The following is a 19,131-nucleotide window of genomic DNA, read 5'->3' as shown; positions in this document are numbered from 1 at the left end:
TAAAAAATACTAAAAAATATTTGGACGGTGCAAAATGGAAGTTTATCCTGGAATACATCATATTCAACGCGTATCCAACAGTTATCTGGTCGTGGATGAAGATATAATGCTCATAGATACAGGAATGCCTGGTAACTCCAGTAAAATTATTGATTACGTGCAGAACACCCTTAAGCGGGACCCAAATGATATAAAGACCATAGTGTTAACCCACCACCATTTCGACCATGTTGGAAGTGTGGAAAAGCTTAAAAATATCACAGGTGCCAGTGTTGCAGCCCATAAACTCGATGCTAATTACATCAACGGAACAAAAAGTCGTCCAGGACCTTTATTGCTGAGAACAGCCACAAACATAATGAAAATGGTCTCAAGAACAAAACCCATACAACCCGACATTCTCCTGAAAGATGGTAATATTATAAAAAGATATCATGTTATACACACACCAGGACATACTCCTGGAAGTATCTGCCTTTACAACCCTGAAAACAGGGTTATTTTTGTAGGCGACAACCTCCGGCAATCTAAAGGTGGAATGATTAAAGGACCCGTTCCCAAGTATACCCCAGATATGGATCTAGCTAAAAATTCCATTAAAAAACTGGGAGATCTGGATATTGACGTTATTTTAACTGGCCACAACTCACCGATCACATCTGATGCATCGTCCAAATTAAAAGAGTACCTTAAAACAATTTAATCTCTTTAATTTAATTTTTTGTAGTCGACAACACATCCTTAAGGTATTATGAAATAAAAGTGGATTTCTGTGAATTAAAGTTTTTATTAAAACAAAATAAGTAAAAAATGGAATATTTAAAGATCCAAATGTCTCATATGGTCTGCAAGTCCAATTCCTGGAATTATTTCATAATGGATAGACCTTGGAACTGACTTTTTTTTCAGGTAGTTCATTGCAAAGGAGTTAACATATTCCTCAGCATCTTCTTTTGTATCCCACTCATAGAGAGCCTGAAAATCTTCATTCCAATGGTTGATCATCCAATACTTTTCCCTGAAGCCTGGAAAACCCAGTACAGATAACATGGGCATTGAAGGTTTCATACTCTTTTCAGTGAAATGGAGTCTCACACACAGAACAACGGGATTAATTGCAGGCTTTGAATTTTTGATTGCATGTCTGAACACAGTAAATTTGTAGCCGTCATGCATTTGAACTGTTTTACCAATGTCATTTCTTTTAAAACGTGTTTTGAATGTCACAATATTTGTTATAGCTTTTATAAATGTGTATACTGAGTTCGAACTCATCGAGCATCCTCTCTAAGTAAGTTAATATTCTAAAAATAATATTTATAAAAATATAATATTTATAAAATAGATAATTTGGGAAGTAAATACGCCGGGACTGGGATTTGAACCCAGGTGGAGCGAGGCTCCACAGGATCTCAAGTCCTGCGCCTTCCCTGGCTAGGCTATCCCGGCATAAGATAAAAAAAAGGTTAAGCTAAATTAGCTTTTAAGTTCAATTTCTATACTCACATTATCCGGTACGTTGACCTTCATGACCTGACGCATAGCACGTTCATCGGCCTCAATTCCAACCAGCCTTTTGTGTATCCTGAGTTCCCATCTTTCCCATGTGGCTTTTCCTTCTCCATCTGGGGATTTTCGGGTTGGTACTACAAGTTTTTTAGTTGGTAATGGTATTGGTCCGGACAAGTCTACGCCTGTTCTCTCTGCTATTCTTTTGAGCTGGTCACATACGTATGCAAGTTTCTCTGGGTCTGTACCTGTGAGTTTTATTCTGGCTTTGTGCATTAAAATCCTCCATATAAAAATAAAAGAAGGTATTATAGATTAAACCTTCTAAATTTCAGTTATATAATTATTTTGCTGGCACGAGGTCAATACACATTCCTGCAGCCACGGTCTGACCCATATCACGGATAGCGAATCTTCCCATATGAGGAATGTCTTTAATTTTCTCGATTACCATTGGTTTTGTTGGTTTAACAACAACAAATGCAGCGTCCCCTGTTTTTAGGAAGTCTGGGTGTTCTTCTTTGGTTTGACCTGTTGCAGGGTCCAATTTTTTCTGGAGTTCAAGGAAGGTACAAGCTACCTGTGCTGTGTGACAGTGAAATACTGGTGTGTATCCTACGGTGATGACACCGGGGTGCTGTAACACAACGATCTGTGCTGTGAACTCTTTTGCAACGCTTGGTGGTGTGTTCGTGTGTCCTGCGACATCTCCTCTTCTTATGTCGTTTTTACCAACACCTCTGACGTTGAATCCTACATTGTCACCGGGTTCTGCTTGATCGAGTATCTCGTGGTGCATTTCTATGGATTTTACCTCTCCACTTACTCCTGCAGGTTCAAATATGACATTGTCAGCTTTTTTCATTATTCCAGTTTCTACCCTTCCCACTGGAACTGTTCCTACACCTGTGATGGAGTAAACATCCTGAACTGGTACCCTGAGTGGTAAGTTTGTTGGTTTTGCTGGTGCTTTGAGTTCACCAAGTGCGTCAACAAGTGATGGTCCTTTGTACCATGGTGTGTTTTCACTTTTCTTGGTTATGTTGTCCCCTTCGAATGCAGACAATGGTATGAAGTGTACATCTGATGGTTTGTATCCAACTGTTTTTATGAGTGCTCCAACTTCATCTTTGAGTTCGTTGAATTTTTTCTCATCGTATTTAACAAGGTCCATTTTGTTGATACCGATAATTATTTGTCCGATACCAAGAGTCCTTGCAAGAAATACGTGTTCTTTTGTCTGTGGCATGATACCGTCGTCTATTGCAACGACAAGCACACCTGCATCTGCTTGGGATGCTCCTGTGATCATGTTTTTAACGAAATCTCTGTGACCGGGACAGTCCACAATTGTGAATTCGTATTTTGGTGTTTCAAATTTTGCATGAGCGAGGTCTATTGTAACTCCTCTTTCCCTTTCTTCTGTCAGTTTGTCCATAACAAATCTGAACTTGTTTTCTCCAGATGAGAGCTGCTGCTCTGCTACTGCTCCAGCTTGAAGTAGTAAGTGTCCGACAAGTGTGGATTTACCATGGTCTACGTGTCCAATAAACGCTAAATTCATGTGTTCTTTTGTTTTAGCCATTAATTATACCTCCATTTAAATATTTTGCAAGTTTCATAACAAATTACTATTAAACAATCATTAACCCTTTTGTTTAATATTTGCTAGTATGATATTTTAATGCTTATGTTTAATTCATTAGTTAAATCTAATGTTTAATTTTTATTATCCCACATAGTGGTCTGGGCCATATGGCTCTGGGTTTAATCCTTTTCTAACCCTTATCTCTTTTATAATTTTCTTCTGAAGTTCGTTAGGGAGTCTTTCGAATCCTGCATTCTCAGTTGACCATAAACATCTACCCTCTGCGGCAGATCTTATATCCCCTGCAAATCCGAACATTTCAGCAACTGGTACTGTTGATTCCACTGTTGCCATGTCCCCTTCCTGGGACATGTCCACTATTTGTCCTCTTCTGTTCTGTATTTCCCTTGTTGCTGCACCCATATAGTCTTGTGGAACGTTGATAAATACTTTTTGTATAGGTTCTAGGAGTACTGGTTTTGCCATCATAATGGCTCCATAAGTAGCCTTTCTTATTGCAGGTAGAACCTGTGCTGGACCCCTGTGAACAGCGTCCTCGTGGATTTTAGCATCTTTAAGCATTACTTTGAGTCCCATAACCTTTTCTCGAGCTATTGGACCATCATCAAGTGCACTTTCAAATCCTTCAAGGAGTAATTCTTTTATCTCGTCCAGGTATTGGATACCACGGGTCATGTTGATGAAAAGAGATCTCTTGTAAACATCCCAAACTTTTTTTGCCTCGTCTTTTGGAAGACCATACTCTGTGAAAGTTGAAGTAGTTGGTTTTCCTTTTATTTTACCTTCTTTAATTTCACCTTTTTGTATAGCTTCAGATATAACTGGGTCTAATGGTTCAATTTCAAGGTAGAATTTGTTGTGTTTGTTTGGTGATTTACCTTCAACAGGACCTGCTTTTCCAGATATTGTTTCCCTGTAAACAACGATTGGTTCAGATGTCTCAATTTCTACACCTTTCTCGTCTATACGGTATGTTATGATCTCAAGGTGGAGTTCACCCATACCTGATATGAGGTGTTCACCTGTTTCCTCGTTGATCTCAACCCTGACTGTTGGGTCTTCTTTTCCAACCTGCCTTAAAACCTCTATGAGTTTTGGAAGGTCTTTGGTATTTTTAGCTTCAACTGCAACTGTAACAACTGGTTCGGATATGTGTTCAATACTCTCAAATGGAGCTATGTTAGTACCATAGTTGGTTATGGTTTCACCGGCAATAGCATTTTTGGCACCGGTTATTGCTACGATGTTTCCTGCAGGAACCTGATCTGTGTTGATCCTTTCTGGACCCATGTACACTCCAACTTGCTGGATTCTGGCTTTTCCCATGGATCCTACAAAGAATATTTCCGTTCCTTTTTCTATGGTTCCACCGTAAACCCTTCCGGTTGCGATTTCACCGGCGTGTTTATCTATGCTCACGTTTGTGACCATGACAGCCAGTGGGGAATCTGGGTCTGTGTGTACCATACCCTGTCCTTCAACACTTTCGATGTCACCAGACCAGATATTTGGTACCCTGTACTTCTGGGATATTTCTGGACTTGGGAGATGTTCCACAACCATTCCTAATAAAACATCACTGAGAGGAGCTTTTTCTGCTAATTCTTTTTGATTATCCTCTTTACAGTACTTACTAATATCGTGGAATGTTATACCTGTTTTCTGCATGGTTGGGACATTTATTGCCCAGTTGTGGTACGCTGAACCGAATGCAACACTTCCATCCCCAACTTTTGCAAGCCATTCTTCCTTGAACTGTTCTGGAGCCATGCTCCTTATGAGTTTGTTTGCGCCTGCTATGATCTTAATGAACCTCTGCTGAAGTTCGTCTCCACCGAGTTTTAACTCATTTATGAGACGGTCAACCTTGTTTATGAATAAAACTGGACGAACATTCTCTTTAAGTGCCTGACGCAGAACTGTTTCTGTTTGAGGCATGATTCCTTCAACTGCGCATACAACTACAACTGCACCGTCAACAGCCCTCATTGCCCTTGTAACGTCTCCACCAAAGTCAACGTGTCCTGGGGTGTCTATGAGGTTTATTAGATATTCATCATCTTTGTACTTGTGGACCATTGAAACGTTTGCTGCATCAATGGTTATTCCTCTTGCCTGTTCCTGTTCATCAAAATCAAGAAAACGCTGATCTCCTGCAAGTTCTGAGGATATCATTCCGGCACCTGCAAGCAGGTTGTCGGATAATGTGGTTTTTCCGTGGTCAATATGGGCCACTATACCTATGTTCCTGATGTACTGTGGTTGGTACATCAAATCCTTAATCTTCTCAATCATCTTAGTACGTCTACTCACCAAAATCACCTGAAAAACTGTAAGAGTCCGTTTACTATTCCTAAAATTAATAACGACATGAAACATTCTCATGCTCATTTTCATGTCTAATTATTGAATTTATTGCTGGAATTAGTGTGCGGATCTTGCAACTCTCTCCTTTTCTTCCTTCTTCTGGATTGCGAAACTCCTTGTGTCATATTCAGATGCAAATAGGAGTTCGTCTGCAAGGCACTCTGCTGCGGATCGTTTCCTTTTGAATGCTGACTGGAGAGCTCCTCTTGTTAAGAATCCTACTGCTAGGTCTATTCTTCTTTGAGGTGCTATGTCCACTGCAACCTGATATCCTATTCCACCGTACTTGATCCTTGTTGTTTCTTCCCTTGGAGCTGTGTTTTCAACAGCTTTAACGAGTACCTGTACAGGGTTCTTTTTCGCGCGTTTGTTTATAATATCGAATGCATCTTGAACTATGTTATAAGCCTTGTTCTTCTTTCCTGAGTTTCTCTGTGTCCTCATGATTTTATTCATGAGTCTTTCAACTATAGAAACTTTTGATTTTGCGAACTGTCTTTTAACATGTCTTCCGAGGGTGTGGGGAACCAGTATTTCATCTAAGCAGATGTAATTAACAAGACCCATGTCGTCCACTTTCACCTCTTCTAAATCCCATTTATCGAAGACCTTAAAACTCATGTAATTACCTCACTTATCTTACTGGTTTTTCTATTTTACCTTTAACCATCTGTTCTAATGCTACGTTGTTAACCTTTGTAACCTTCCATCTGACTCCAGGGATATCGCCCATGGACCTTCCGGATGGTCCTCCGATTCCTTCAATCATGACCTCATCGTGTTCATCGATGAACCCAATTGCACCATCTCCAGGAGCAAAGGCCGTTAATTGTTTACCATTTTTGATAAGCTGGACACGTACACATTTCCTTATAGCAGAGTTCGGCTGTTTTGCTTCTACACCCACTTTCTCAATTACAATTCCCCTTGCTTGAGGTGCTCCTTCTAATGGGTCGGCTTTAACATCTAACCTTAATTCTTTCCTTTTGTAATGAGTATCTTTCCATCTGAAATTTTGTCTATTTTTTTTAAGCTTGTTTGCTGCAAAAAGTCCTGGCAAATGAAATTCCTCCTTCTTAACACAGGATTTAACCGTTAGATAATTTTAATTAAGTATTTTTACTAATGCATTACCTACTTAAAATATCTAATCACTATCCATCAATCAAAATATCTAACTTCTAATTTGATCAGAATTATAAAAATATAATGATGATAATATTTTATTGGATAATATTTTACTTCAAAATATCTATTCTGTTAAATCTTGTTTAATCTTTTTTCTTCTATTTTATAATAATGTTATTTATATTATGTTGTCTCTTAGCTAAAAGCCTTGCTCTTTCGATGTTTTGACCGCCTTTTCCGATTGCGGTTCTTTTGTTTCTTGAATCGGTTTCAAGGGTTGCTATTTTCTCCCCGTTTTCCTTCTGAAGTATTCTTATACTTCTGATCTTAGCTGGGGCCATAAGGTTACCTATGAATTCCACAGGATCGTCGGAGTGTTCTATAACTTCAACACCTTTGTCAACGGTTTTCTGGACTTTCGTCACAGTACTTCCTCTTTTTCCAATTGCAAGACCCATGTCTCCTTTTTTAACAAGGAAAGTTATTTTAGCATGTTCATCATCCACTATGCAGTCTTTGACCATGGCTCCGGTCATGCTCTCAAAGAGGGCTATGTATCTTATCTCGTGCGTTGTAAATTTTATAGTCACAAAAATTACCCCATAACTTCTAGTATTGCAGAGTCACCAGGATCCTTTATTATAAGTGTCGCGACTGTGAAAGGTCTACCACACACGGATCCAAGTTCTACGCTTGTTCCATCATAACTGTAAACAGGAACTTCTGATAATTTTGAATAATGCTCAATATCTTCCTTTATATCCTTAGGACAATTTTTTGCGATGATCACGAGCTTTCCTTTACCAAGCTTTAAGGCCTGGATGGATTTATCAGATCCAAGTGTGACACTCCCTGTGTCTACAGCAACCCTTATTCCTCTTTCTATATCCATCTACCCTTCCTCCTACTTTTTGTCTTTCATAACGACACCAACAGATCCTGTTCCCAGTGGTATTGGTTGTCCTATTATAATATTCTCAATTATACCTGTGAGATGATCAACTTCACCCCTTATGCTGGCTCTTAAAAGGTGTTTACCTGTTTCCTCAAAAGAAGCCCTTGCAAGAACACTGGCTTTTTCACCACTTATACCATGCCGTCCTATGGACTTCACGATACCATCTGATGTCATCATATCTGCAACGAGCATTATGTGCCTCACATCAACTGTAAGACCCTGTTCTTCCATTGTGCTCTGTGCTTCATGTATGATTGCATTTCTTCCGGCTTCTATTCCAAGAACTTTCTCCACTTCATGTATGTCATTTGTGGTTGTTCTTGTCTTATCAACACCTTCCATCTTGAGGACTGCTCCAAGATTTGAACCTTCGGTATGTATAGCCCATTCTGTACCTTCTTTCCTTATTACGACTTTTCCAATGTTCTTAACACCACTAATCTGCAGATCGCGAACTTTGTCGGCTAAAAGTCTTAATTCTCTTATTGCATGTTTAGATTCAGAAATCGTAGGTTCAAAACTCAGTACATTTTTATCTATTTCTACTTTCTTAAAAGCTTTTTCTATCTTGGCTATGATCTCATCATATTCAAGTCTTTTCTCATTGACTTTATCCTCATCGATCTCAATGGTCAAGCTCATGTTGGCATAGTTTACATTGAAATCCTCTAAAACATCGTTGAGGATGATCTTACCGATCCTGTTGGCTATTTTCCTTACAAACTCTTCATCTGCGCCATATTCTTCTTCAAAGTAAATAGCCATTGTTGGGGTTGATATCTTCTTTCTGGCGTCAACGATCTCAATTAGACGTGGTAGTCCCAGTGTAACGTTGAGCTCTGCAACCCCTGCGTAGTGGAACGTACGCATGGTCATCTGTGTACCAGGCTCGCCAACGGATTGGGCTGCAACTGTACCAACTGCTTCTCCATTTTCAACTTTTGCACGTTGGTATGCTTTTTTTATCTCTTTAACAAGTTCGTCAAGTTCCTTATCACTGAGTTCATGCCTCTCGGCAGCTTCAGCTATCTCATGAATGAGTTTTTCTGGGAACTTGGCTCTTTTCTTTTTAACAACCTTTTCTACCTTCTCAATATCCACAAAACCACCTGGCTCCACTTTCTTTCCGTTAAATTATTTTATAAAATTGAATATTATTAAAATCAAAGGATTTATTTACTTGCCTTTGATTTTATCCTCATCTCTTCTATCATACGATCTATGTCTGCAACTTTACCGTAGTCACTTTTTGCAGGGTCAATTCCATCTTCACCGTAACGTGTCTGGACTACAATTCCCCTGTTGTCCCTAACAGTTCCATCGGTATGAACGCTCAAGTCCTGGAGTGCGTTTACCAGTCTTCTCTGCATGTAACCTGACTGTGCTGTACGAATAGCTGTGTCCACAAGACCTTCCCTACCACCCATTGCGTGGAAGAAAAACTCAAGTGGGTCTAAGCCTTTTTTGTAACTTGAATGAACAAATCCACTTGCTTTAGCACCAAGTTCTCCTTCATAGAAATGTGGAAGTGTCCTGTTGCTGTAACCTCTTTCTATACGTCCACCACGAACAGACTGCTGTCCCACACATGCTGCAATCTGGGTCAGGTTCAACATTGAACCCCTTGCACCAGTAAGTGCCATTATAACTGCGTGGTTATCCATTCCGAAATAACTCTCTGCTATTTCACCAGATTTATCCCTTGCCTCACCTAGAACCTGCATGATCTTCATCTCAAGGGTCTCCCTGAGACTTCTGCCAGGCAGTGCTTCAAGTTCTTCGTTGTGGTAAGCTGCAATAAGATTTTCAACCTTTTTCTCTGCATTTGCAAGAAGTTCTTCTATACGATCCTTGGCTTCCTGAGGTATCTCCTCATCAGCAGTACTTGTTGTGAATCCTCTTTTCATTATACCAGTTATTGCAAGTTTCGTGGATGAATCAAGGAACTCTCTGGCCGCATCTGTACCGTACTCCTTAACTATGGAGTCGAGGATTTTACCTGAAAATGCACCGTATGCCTTTTCATCTATAGCACCTGTTTTAAGTTCCCCATTTTCTATGACTACATACGCATCATTTTTACATTCCTGTTTGAGGCATTCGTCACATTTTCTGCATATCTCCGCATTGTAAACCATGTTGAGGTCCTTTGGAAGAAGAAGACTGAAAATTTCTTTACCAGTCCAATCTCTGCCTTTAGGTTTTGGAATTGGCATTCCTGCACGCATAACCATCTGGAATACGTCTTCATCTGAAAAATTAGATCCTAACCTTGTAAGGAGATATGCTCCAGATATGTGGTCGTGTATTCCTCCAATGATCGGTCCACCAAACCTTGGGGATAATATGTGTTCCTGAACCCTCATGAGTGATTTAGCTTCTGCACGTGATTCTTCTGTCTGGAAGATGTGCATGTTCATTTCGTCACCGTCAAAATCAGCGTTGTATGGTGGGCAGACACAAAGGTTTAATCTGAAGGTTTTGTAAGGAAGTACCTTTACTTCGTGGGCCATCATTGACATCCTGTGGAGTGAAGGCTGCCTGTTGAAAAGAACAACATCTCCATCTATCAGGTGTCTCTCAACAACAAAACCAGGTTCGAGTTTTTCGACTATGGTTTCCTTGGTTTCATCATAAACCCTTATCTTCCTTTGATCAGGTCTTATGACATAATTTGCACCAGGATGTTTTTTGGGACCGTTCATGATGTACTCTTTCATTTTATCAATGTTCCAGTCCGTTACATGAACAGGTACAGTGACTTCCGTGGCTATCATCTCTGGAACCCCAACCTCATTTATGCTTATGTTAGGATCTGGAGATATAACTGTCCTTGCTGAGAAGTTAACCCTTTTACCTGAAAGGTTGCTTCTGAAACGTCCTTCTTTACCTTTAAGACGTTGAGCAAGTGTTTTTAAAGGCCTTCCAGACCGGTGCCTGGCTGGTGGCACTCCAGATGCTTCATTATCAAAATAAGTTGTTACATGGTATTGTAAAAGTTCCCAGAGGTCCTCAACAATGAGCTGTGGTGCTCCTGCTTCCATGTTCTCCTTCAATCTCTGGTTTATACGTAAAATATCAACAAGTTTGTGTGTTAAGTCATCCTCTGACCTTTCCCCTGTTTCGAGTGTTATTGAAGGTCTTACAGTAACTGGTGGAACTGGCAGTACTGTTAAAACCATCCATTCAGGTCTTGCAACCTCAGAATTTATTCCAACGAAAAGATAATCCTCTTCAGGGATGGCTTCAAGACGTTCCCTTACTTCGCTTGCTGTCAATTTGTAGTTGCCCTCAACAATGGAAACAGGCTTATCTATTTTAACGTCTTCCTGCTCTGTTTCACAGTGGGGACATTTATCTCTCCGTGCTACAGTGTAAATCTCTTTTATAATCGAGGTTATACTCTCATTATTTTTTAAATGGGTCTCTAATTTGTCCCTGTAATCTACGATCTCACTTTCGGTGAGAAGAACTCTTCCACATTCTTTACATGTTGATCTTAAGACTTTATGTATTGTATCTGCAAAACCAACGTGTATCACAGGCCTTGCTAGGTTTATGTGTCCAAAATGTCCCTGGCAGTCTCCACCTTTTGATCCACACGACCTGCACCTGAGTCCTGGGTCTATAACTCCTAATCTAGGGTCCATGAGTCCAGCTTCTATTGGGTAACCGTCCTCGTCATAAGTATCAGGTGTTACAATTTTTGTAACTGACATTTTTCTTATGTTTTCTGGAGACATCAGACCAAAGTTTATTTGGGAAATCTTTTTTAAAATTCCTTTCAAGCTCATTCTCTCCTTTATATATTAATGCTCCTTATAAATAACGCATTTACCTTATTTTCCCCAATAATCATTTTAAACTTAATTGTGCCCTTATTCATTTGATTCATGCCTTGTCTTCAAGAACCAGTTTTGGGAATATGCAAAGGCTCTTGAGTTCATCGAGTAAAAGTTTGAATGCGTATGAAATTTCAACTGGGAAAGTTTCAGAATCTCCACAGATTGAACAGTATCTCTTATCCCTTATCCTGTCATAGATGGCAATCATTCCACATTCATTGCATACTATGGCTTCATATTTATCAGATTCATCAAGAAGCCTCTCTTTAAGTGCTAAAGCTGCTCCATGAGCTATGAGACAGTCTCTTTCCATCTCACCAAACCTTAAACCACCTTCTCTTGCTCTTCCTTCTGTTGGCTGACGTGTAAGTACCTGTACAGGCCCTCTTGACCTTGCATAAACTTTGTCTGCAGTCATGTGGTGCAGTTTCTGGTAGAAAGCAACTCCTACAAATATTTCAGCTTCTACTCTTTCACCGGTTATTCCATTGTAGAGTGATTCACGGCCGGCTGTTTCGAATCCGTTCTGTTTTAGAAGTTCCATTATTTCCGCTTCTTGTTTTCCACCGAATGGTGTACCGTCCATTCGTTTTCCTTCCATGGCACCTGCTTTACCAGCAAGCATCTCAAGCACCTGTCCAACTGACATCCTTGATGGAATAGCGTGAGGATTTACTATGAGATCTGGAACTACTCCTTCTTCTGTGAAGGGTACATTTTCCTGTGAAACTATGAGCCCCACAACACCTTTCTGACCGTGCCTTGATGCAAATTTATCACCAAATTCTGGCTGTCTCTGATCTCTTACCCTTATTTTAGCGAGCTTACTTCCTTCAACTGTTTCTGTGAGTAACACAGCATCGACTACACCATGTTCACCGTGTCTCACCGTAACTGAAGTTTCACGCCTTCTTTCTGCAACGGTTCCGAACTCGTCTATTTCCTCAAGGAACCTTGGTGGTGAAGTTTTACCTATGAGTACGTCACCTGATTTCACTTCAACTTCAGGGTTAACGATTCCATCTTCATCAAGATGTTTATAAACTTCTTCTGACCTGTAACCTCGAACTATGTTCTCTGGCACCTCAAACTTATCTTCCTGTCCTCCAGGATAACGTCTTTCTGAGGCTTCGTATGATCTGAAAAATGATGACCTTGCAAGTCCCCTTTCAAGTGATGCTTTGTTAAGGATGAGGGCGTCTTCCATGTTGTATCCCTCGTAGGACATAACAGCCACAACGAAGTTCTGACCTGAAGGTCTTTTATCGTACTTTGTGGCATCTATACTTCTTGTTTTAACTAATGGAACTTGAGGTTGGTGCAGTAAATGTGCACGTGTATCTGTCCTCATGTTGTAGTTTGAAACGTAAAGACCAAGTGCCTGTTTGGTCATACCTGCTTCCATGGTGTTCCTTGGTGAGGAGTTATGGTTTGCAAAAGGTATGATACCAGCACAGATTCCTAGCATGGTTGATGGGTCTATCTCAAGGTGTGTGTGGTTTTCTGTAATGTCATCCTCGAACATGGCTATGTATGAATTTTCTTCCTCTTCTGCATCCACATATTCAATTATTCCACTATTTATGAGCCCATTCCAATCCAGTTCGCCGTCTTCTATCTTTTTGATGTGCTCTTCTTTGAGCTTTGATTCCCCATCTTCTACAACAATAAGAGGTCTTCTTGTTCTTCCAGGATCTGTAAATATGTAGATCTCGTTTGTTCCAGGGTAGTAGGTTATGTTCATCTCATGGGAAACTTCTCCAGCCCTTCGTTTCTGCCTCATGGTTTCAACAAAGTCCAGTGGATCATCACATGTCCCGATGATCTTACCATTAATATATATCTTGGATTTTTTCACGAATTTGCCCCCATAACGGATTCGAGGATATTAAATGTCCCCAACCCTCATATGATATTTAACTTATTACTTTAGTTATAACTCCCATCTCAATCAACGCGCAGCATTTCAATCAATATAACCCCATATCAATCATTATAACATCCGCTGTTGATTACATACCATTAGATGGGATTTAAAACTCCCATTTTTTTGATTACCGCTTCAAGTTCCTCTGGATCTGAACCTTCAGATATTTTTGCAAGTATTGCAAGATTCTTAACCAGTCCACAGTTTGGACCCTCTGGTGTTTCGTTTGGACAGATCTTTCCAAACTGCGTTGGATGCAGGTCACGAGCTTCGAAGTGAGGCTGACTCCTTGAAAGTGGAGATACAACCCTTTTAAGGTGGGAAAGCGTTCCCATGTAACTTGTTCTGTCAAGCAGCTGGCTCACACCAGCACGTCCACCTACCCAGTTTCCTGTAGCTATTGCATGTTTTATATTCTCTGTGAGAACGTCAGAACGCACTGCCTGTTTTACAGATGGTTCTTTTCCTCTTGCAAGGCTTCTCTCAAGCTGGTAAGTCATGTCTCTTGTTAAACTTGTGAATGCAACTCTGAAAAGGTCTTCCATTAAGTCTCCAGATACTCGAAGTCTTTTATTAGCGTAGTGATCCTTATCGTGAGGTTCTCTCTTTTCAAATATTACTTGCAGAAGCATTTCAGTCATTTCAGCAAGATAAGTGGCTTTTTCAGCCCTTTTATCCGGTTCAACGCCTATATGTGGCAGTAAATATCTGTCAATTACATCTTCCGCTCTTTTTATCCTGTATTCCTCTGTCATTCCTTTTGCAACCCTGTTTCCGATATATTTAATTGCATCGTACTGGGTCATTATTTCAGAGGTTTGGATATCATCTATAAGAAGGAACTGTACGTCACTTTCATCTGAAACACTCATAACAAGTTCTTTATCTGTTTCAAGTCCAAGTGCCCTTAAAAGAACAACTAGTGGTATTTCCCCAGGTACGTAAGGGAAAGATATCCTCAGGAAAACTCCTTTTTTACGTGGTTTTCTGTATTCAAGTGTAATACGAGCTCGGAATCCGCTTTTTATTGATGTTACAATGGCTCTGGCACGTCTATCCTCTTTCTCACCTATACGTTCCAAAATTATTTTGTTAGGTGCTATTTCCTCCATAGTCACAATTGCCCTTTCTGAACCGTTTACTATGAAATATCCTCCAGGATCTTGTGGATCTTCACTTTTATCTTCAAGTTCAGCTTCGTTGAGTCCATTTAAGTGACATATATTGGATTTCAACATCACTGGTAGTTCACCAATGTAAACCTTCTCCAGTTCAGTGTCTTCCTCTTCTTCACCTTTTACAAGGGCCATTTCAAGATACATGTGGGCAGAGTAGGTTAAATTTCGCAGTCTCGCCTCTGTAGGGTACACTTTACTTTTTGATCCGTCCGCTTCCTTGATGAATGGCTTTTTGATCTCTAATTTCCCTGTTTTTATGCTATATTGGCCTTGCTCAAGGACTATTGGGTCGGTTATGTCAATTATGTCCTGTATTCTGTGATCTACAAAGTCGTTGTAGGATTTTATGTGATGGTCTACCAAGTTGTATTCATCAAAAAATGCATCAACCAGTTCCCATGCATTTTTTACCATTAAACTCCTCCAAAAAACAATTAATTTACATTTATATTAGTCTAATACCAAACGATAGGTAACAAATTTTCCAGCAGTCTGACTTTTTCGAGTTATTTCTAAAATATCACCAGGTTTAGCCCCAATTGCTTTCGCTACAGGGTCATCCACCTTTATCTTGGGAAGTTGCTCTTGGTGGATATCCAACTCTTTAAGTATTTTTTTAGCCTCTGTTTTCGACAAAATAGTATGATCTGGAACCAATTTGTGTTTTAAAATATCTTTTTTCACAATTTATCCTCCAGTTAAAAATCAAGAAACGGGCCCGACGGGAATTGAACCCGCGGCCACCTGGTTAAAAGCCAGGCGCTCTCCCAGACTGAGCTACGGGCCCCTTATACAAACGCCCTGGCCGGGATTTGAACCCGAGTCGCAGGCTCGACAGGCCTGCATGATAGCCCCTACACCACCAGGGCAGCTCTTAAGAATGAGAGTATATTGCTGTATACATGTACACGCTTAAATACTTTTCCTCTACCAACTAGTACTTCTTATTAGTATATAAAGGTTTGTATTTCAAACTCTATATTCTACTTCTCTTTCATTGCTGCTTATTCTATATAATAACCATTGTTTTATATAAACAACAGTATATGATCAAAATCCCGCCTGCCGGACTTGAACCAGCAACCCTCGGATCTACAGTCCGATGCTCTGCCAAATTGAGCTAAGGCGGGATATAAAATGGGACCACCCGGATTTGAACCGGAGTCTCAGGCTCCCAAAGCCCAAAGGATCGACCAAGCTACCCTATGGTCCCAAACGAATGTAATATTAGCCTTTAATGGTGGAGCTTAGAGCCCCGGGTGGGAATTGAACCCACGACCACGAGATTACAAGTCTCGCGCTCCACCAGACTGAGCTACCGAGGCATTTTTAGCTATATGGCATATTAGCTTAAATACTTTTGGGTTATATGCTTTTTTATCTAATTTAGTTATGCGAAAGTATCGGAAAAATTATGATATAATTCATGTGATATAATTTAATTTAGTAAATTTAGTCCAATATTGAGCGCATTTATAGGATTGAATTTACTAGTTTATTAATCTTTCCTTATTAAGTTTAGATATATTTATATCATTTATTTGAGATTATACGAGGGAAAATCCTCTTTTTTTAAAACGTATGTGATTATATCTTTTTCATCAACAATATTGTCATCAACAAACCCTTGCAAAATGTTTCGCTGTTTTTCCAATATAATATCAAAATTTCCTTTAAGATCCCATTTTAAATTTCTAAATAATCCATCTATTACCAGCTCGATCTTCTTTATATCCCCTCGGTTCTCTCTGTAATATCCTCACTTTACTTCGAACAATTAAAGCAACAGAAAGATTATTCTATCAGTAATTTATCATGTGTTTAAAATAAATCCATTTTTAAATCATTATATGATTTATACAATTATAATTTTGATAAATCAATTGAAAAAATATGGAAATTCAAATTTCTCACAGTTTTCTTGAGATCATTACCATTGCTTTTTTTTCTCAAAAAGAAACAAATAATATTATTTATAAGTTAAGGCCACTTGTTTCAGAACTTCGACTACAGGTAACTTTTCACCTGCAAGCATGTTTATTGATGCGCCACCACCACTGCTGATATGGCTTATCCCGGATAAACCCATCTGATTTGCTGCAGCTGCAAGGTGTCCCCCGCCGATTATTGAGAAACCTGGAGATGATGCTATGGCATTAAGAAGATCTTCAGTTCCTATGTTGAAGTCTTCCATTTCAAAAACACCTGCAGGTCCGTTTGCAAAGAGTGTTTCAGCAGATCTTATTATTTCAGCATACTGCTTTAAAGTCTCAGTTCCAATATCATATATGGGTTCATTTGGAAGTTTAGAAACAGGGAATTCCACCCTTTTACCCCCAATAAAAAGAGCTAGATCCACAGGAATCTTTATTTTGCCATTAAATTTCTTCAGGAGCTCCTCTGCCTTTTTAACATAATCCCAGTAACCCTTCGTCTCAATGAACTTTTTATTGTATTCACCTATATCAAAACCTGCACCAAGGAGGAAAATATTCGCAACCAAACCGGTTGTGAGCACGTAATCCGCGCTGCCATTTTCAAGGGTGTGTTCCATGACCATTATCGAGTCATCAACCTTCACTCCACCCAGCACATATACACATGGCTTTTTAACATTACTCAATGCATTGTAAAGGGCTTTAAGCTCACGTTCCATCACTCTCCCTGCTCCAGACGGCAGTTTAAATGCAAATCCAACTAAAGACGCATGAGATCTGTGAGCTGCTGCAAAAGCATCGTTTATGAAATAGTCTGCAAGTGGTGCAAGTTTCTTTACCATGTGGGTTTCGGCCTGGAGACGGGGTTCCCTCTTTAAAACTTCCTCAGAGTAGAACCTTACATTCTCCAATAAAATTATGTCACCTCTTTGCATACGGGATATTGCATTTCGCGCATTACTTCCAAATATATCATCAATATATCCAACTTCATGGTTTAAAATCTTTGAAAGTGACCTTGCATGTTGTTCCAGTGTTGTAAAATCCTTTTTGCCGGGTCTGCTTTGATGGGCCAGTATAACCGTTTTAGCTCCTTTATCTGAGAGCTCTTTTATGGTTCCGGCATGAAGTTTTATCCTTGTATCATCCAGTATCAGCCCCGTATTTGGGTCAACTGGCGAATTTATATCAACCCTTACAAGAACAGTTTTATCCTCAAGATCAAAGTCATCAATTGTGTAAAAATCAAGAGACATCTTTTCACCGTCTGATTATAATTATAACCTTTTTTCTATCTTTTTAATGTAATTGTTGTAAAAATATAATTTCTTAAAAATTTTATAGCAAACATATAGGGTACTATGAACTATAAGATACTATGAACTAATTTTTTTATATTGAAATTGTACCTAATGTTAAATATCCAGATTATATTTTAATATCTAATTACATTTTCAAATTATATTTTATATTTAGATCATATAGGATTAATTGTAGGCTTAATAACTTCTGAATTAATTTGAATTTTTTGAGTAAATTTGAATTACTTTGACTAATTACTCTGTTTTTGAGTAAAATTCTTGAATTAATTAATATTGAATTTACATATTCCTACAATTAAACTTTAATAACCCATTATATCTTACTTACAAGGTCAAGGAGTGCTTTTTTAGGATCATCTGCAAGTATTATTCCAGATGCAAGCAGGACACCTTCTGCACCAAGGCCAAGTGCAGCTTTCATGTCTTCACCTGTGGAGATACCAGCACCGCAGAGAACCTTCACATCGGGGTCTATTTTGTGTATCACATCAACTGTTCCTTCAACTACTTCAGGTTCTGCCTTTGAAACTGGTATGCCTGATCCTATGAGTTCTGGTGGTTCTATCGCTACAAAATCTGGTTTCAATGTTGCTGCAGCCGCACTTGTCTCAACGTTGTTTGTGCAGACAACACTCATCATACCTGCATTTTTAGCTTTTTTCACAACGACATCTATATCAGCAAGTTTAATTCTTTGCTCTGAATGATTTATCAGGGCACCTGATGCTCCTGCTTCTTTTACAGATTCAATAAGCACACTACCTGTGTGGCCCCCTGCATCCACAGGATCTATGTGCTGAGCAAGTACAGGTATGTTAACTTCCCCGGCAATTCTCCAGACGTCAGCATGCTGCGGTGCAACGGCTATGTTCATTCCTGTTTCATTTGCAACTTCCTCTGAGATCTTTGCAAGTTTTAGGGCTTTTTCCCCTGTGGATTCAAGATAGGTTTTAAAATTCAGAATTACAATTGGAGTTCTGGTAATCTGCTTCATAATATTCCCCCAAAAAGTATATTATTTTATATATCTTTTTATAATTCGGATATAAAAGTATTTTGCTATCTAATAATTTATACAAAAACAAGTATTCTTGCGATAGTTTCTGATAGTTTCATTAAATCTCTACATAAAATCCATATAAAAAAATTCATATTCCTATATAATATAGAACTTGATACATGCAACTGGAAAAATTAAATCAACTACAATTAAATATGAAGTATACTGTAAAGAGTTATACTAACATTTTCTATTTAATTTTTTAATATTTTAGTAAATACTTTAGTAGATTTTATAAATATCTACTAGAATTATACTTAAACCCCTGCAGGTTTTAAAATCCCTTAAAAT

General features: G+C 39.0%; 16 protein-coding genes and 6 tRNA genes. 1 reads left to right on the top strand and 21 read right to left on the bottom strand.

Annotation, left to right across the window (positions count from 1 at the left end):
- The first annotated feature begins 34 nt into the window (after positions 1 to 34).
- The gene (locus MSWAN_RS01230) at positions 35 to 703 is read left to right on the top strand and encodes an MBL fold metallo-hydrolase (RefSeq protein WP_013824790.1); all 669 of its coding nucleotides are present in this window, start codon (positions 35 to 37) and stop codon (positions 701 to 703) included.
- Positions 704 to 819: 116 nt separating this feature from the next.
- Here MSWAN_RS01230 and MSWAN_RS12150 read toward each other — a convergent pair whose 3' ends face one another.
- The 21 genes from MSWAN_RS12150 to tpiA form a co-directional block, all read right to left on the bottom strand.
- Entirely contained in the window at positions 820 to 1,275 is a 456-nt protein-coding gene (locus MSWAN_RS12150) for a hypothetical protein (RefSeq protein WP_013824789.1), read from the bottom strand.
- An 89-nt stretch (positions 1,276 to 1,364) separates the two neighbouring features.
- Positions 1,365 to 1,449: transfer RNA gene (locus tag MSWAN_RS01220), tRNA-Ser, on the bottom strand.
- 27 nt (positions 1,450 to 1,476) lie between these two features.
- On the bottom strand, positions 1,477 to 1,785 hold the full coding sequence (gene rpsJ / locus MSWAN_RS01215; RefSeq protein WP_013824788.1) for a 30S ribosomal protein S10: 309 nt from the start codon (positions 1,783 to 1,785) through the stop codon (positions 1,477 to 1,479).
- A gap of 67 nt (positions 1,786 to 1,852) precedes the next feature.
- The gene (gene tuf / locus MSWAN_RS01210; RefSeq protein ID WP_013824787.1) at positions 1,853 to 3,094 is read right to left on the bottom strand and encodes a translation elongation factor EF-1 subunit alpha; all 1,242 of its coding nucleotides are present in this window, start codon (positions 3,092 to 3,094) and stop codon (positions 1,853 to 1,855) included.
- Between the two features lie 144 nt (positions 3,095 to 3,238).
- Entirely contained in the window at positions 3,239 to 5,431 is a 2,193-nt protein-coding gene (locus tag MSWAN_RS01205; RefSeq protein WP_048187797.1) for an elongation factor EF-2, read from the bottom strand.
- Positions 5,432 to 5,542: 111 nt separating this feature from the next.
- Positions 5,543 to 6,106 (bottom strand): 30S ribosomal protein S7, encoded by a 564-nt coding sequence (locus MSWAN_RS01200; protein WP_013824785.1) that lies wholly within the window; start codon positions 6,104 to 6,106, stop codon positions 5,543 to 5,545.
- 13 nt (positions 6,107 to 6,119) lie between these two features.
- Positions 6,120 to 6,545 (bottom strand): 30S ribosomal protein S12, encoded by a 426-nt coding sequence (locus tag MSWAN_RS01195; protein WP_013824784.1) that lies wholly within the window; start codon positions 6,543 to 6,545, stop codon positions 6,120 to 6,122.
- Between the two features lie 226 nt (positions 6,546 to 6,771).
- Positions 6,772 to 7,203 (bottom strand): NusA-like transcription termination signal-binding factor, encoded by a 432-nt coding sequence (locus MSWAN_RS01190; RefSeq protein WP_013824783.1) that lies wholly within the window; start codon positions 7,201 to 7,203, stop codon positions 6,772 to 6,774.
- A 5-nt stretch (positions 7,204 to 7,208) separates the two neighbouring features.
- Positions 7,209 to 7,505 carry a 50S ribosomal protein L30e gene (locus MSWAN_RS01185; protein ID WP_013824782.1) on the bottom strand — a complete coding sequence of 99 codons (297 nt, stop codon included), beginning with the start codon at positions 7,503 to 7,505 and terminating at the stop codon, positions 7,209 to 7,211.
- A gap of 12 nt (positions 7,506 to 7,517) precedes the next feature.
- The gene (gene rpoA2 / locus MSWAN_RS01180; RefSeq protein ID WP_144011533.1) at positions 7,518 to 8,672 is read right to left on the bottom strand and encodes a DNA-directed RNA polymerase subunit A''; all 1,155 of its coding nucleotides are present in this window, start codon (positions 8,670 to 8,672) and stop codon (positions 7,518 to 7,520) included.
- A gap of 71 nt (positions 8,673 to 8,743) precedes the next feature.
- Positions 8,744 to 11,359 carry a DNA-directed RNA polymerase subunit A' gene (locus tag MSWAN_RS01175; RefSeq protein ID WP_048187795.1) on the bottom strand — a complete coding sequence of 872 codons (2,616 nt, stop codon included), beginning with the start codon at positions 11,357 to 11,359 and terminating at the stop codon, positions 8,744 to 8,746.
- A 103-nt stretch (positions 11,360 to 11,462) separates the two neighbouring features.
- Positions 11,463 to 13,274 carry a DNA-directed RNA polymerase subunit B gene (gene rpoB, locus MSWAN_RS01170; RefSeq protein ID WP_013824779.1) on the bottom strand — a complete coding sequence of 604 codons (1,812 nt, stop codon included), beginning with the start codon at positions 13,272 to 13,274 and terminating at the stop codon, positions 11,463 to 11,465.
- A 164-nt stretch (positions 13,275 to 13,438) separates the two neighbouring features.
- Complete coding sequence (locus MSWAN_RS01165; RefSeq protein WP_013824778.1) at positions 13,439 to 14,935, bottom strand: DNA-directed RNA polymerase subunit B''; 1,497 nt, start codon at positions 14,933 to 14,935, stop codon at positions 13,439 to 13,441.
- Between the two features lie 36 nt (positions 14,936 to 14,971).
- Positions 14,972 to 15,205: a DNA-directed RNA polymerase subunit H gene (locus tag MSWAN_RS01160; protein WP_013824777.1), complete on the bottom strand. Its 234-nt coding sequence runs from the start codon at positions 15,203 to 15,205 to the stop codon at positions 14,972 to 14,974.
- Between the two features lie 29 nt (positions 15,206 to 15,234).
- Positions 15,235 to 15,308, bottom strand: a tRNA-Lys gene (locus MSWAN_RS01155).
- A gap of 10 nt (positions 15,309 to 15,318) precedes the next feature.
- Positions 15,319 to 15,390, bottom strand: a tRNA-Asp gene (locus MSWAN_RS01150).
- 187 nt (positions 15,391 to 15,577) lie between these two features.
- Positions 15,578 to 15,651: transfer RNA gene (locus MSWAN_RS01145), tRNA-Tyr, on the bottom strand.
- A gap of 8 nt (positions 15,652 to 15,659) precedes the next feature.
- A tRNA-Pro gene (locus tag MSWAN_RS01140) sits at positions 15,660 to 15,734 on the bottom strand.
- 38 nt (positions 15,735 to 15,772) lie between these two features.
- Positions 15,773 to 15,846: transfer RNA gene (locus MSWAN_RS01135), tRNA-Thr, on the bottom strand.
- Positions 15,847 to 16,490: 644 nt separating this feature from the next.
- Positions 16,491 to 17,714, bottom strand: coding sequence for a phosphoglycerate kinase (locus tag MSWAN_RS01130; protein ID WP_013824776.1), 1,224 nt, complete (start codon positions 17,712 to 17,714; stop codon positions 16,491 to 16,493).
- Between the two features lie 379 nt (positions 17,715 to 18,093).
- Complete coding sequence (tpiA, locus tag MSWAN_RS01125) at positions 18,094 to 18,774, bottom strand: triose-phosphate isomerase (RefSeq protein WP_013824775.1); 681 nt, start codon at positions 18,772 to 18,774, stop codon at positions 18,094 to 18,096.
- Positions 18,775 to 19,131: the final 357 nt, after the last annotated feature.

This window comes from Methanobacterium paludis, assembly GCF_000214725.1.
Classification (GTDB): Archaea; Methanobacteriota; Methanobacteria; order Methanobacteriales; family Methanobacteriaceae; genus Methanobacterium_C; species Methanobacterium_C paludis.
The sequence above is the reverse complement of the archived record's forward strand: the minus strand, read 5'-3'. Positions and strand labels throughout refer to the sequence as shown.

Excerpts from the sequence above, each read along its gene's own strand:
- MSWAN_RS01230 (WP_013824790.1), top strand. The coding sequence starts at position 35 with ATGGAAGTTTATCCTGGAATACATCATATTCAACGCGTATCCAACAGT.
- MSWAN_RS12150 (WP_013824789.1), bottom strand. The coding sequence starts at position 1,275 with ATGAGTTCGAACTCAGTATACACATTTATAAAAGCTATAACAAATATT.
- rpsJ (WP_013824788.1), bottom strand. The coding sequence starts at position 1,785 with ATGCACAAAGCCAGAATAAAACTCACAGGTACAGACCCAGAGAAACTT.
- tuf (WP_013824787.1), bottom strand. The coding sequence starts at position 3,094 with ATGGCTAAAACAAAAGAACACATGAATTTAGCGTTTATTGGACACGTA.
- MSWAN_RS01200 (WP_013824785.1), bottom strand. The coding sequence starts at position 6,106 with ATGAGTTTTAAGGTCTTCGATAAATGGGATTTAGAAGAGGTGAAAGTG.
- MSWAN_RS01185 (WP_013824782.1), bottom strand. The coding sequence starts at position 7,505 with ATGGATATAGAAAGAGGAATAAGGGTTGCTGTAGACACAGGGAGTGTC.
- MSWAN_RS01165 (WP_013824778.1), bottom strand. The coding sequence starts at position 14,935 with ATGGTAAAAAATGCATGGGAACTGGTTGATGCATTTTTTGATGAATAC.
- MSWAN_RS01130 (WP_013824776.1), bottom strand. The coding sequence starts at position 17,714 with ATGTCTCTTGATTTTTACACAATTGATGACTTTGATCTTGAGGATAAA.
- tpiA (WP_013824775.1), bottom strand. The coding sequence starts at position 18,774 with ATGAAGCAGATTACCAGAACTCCAATTGTAATTCTGAATTTTAAAACC.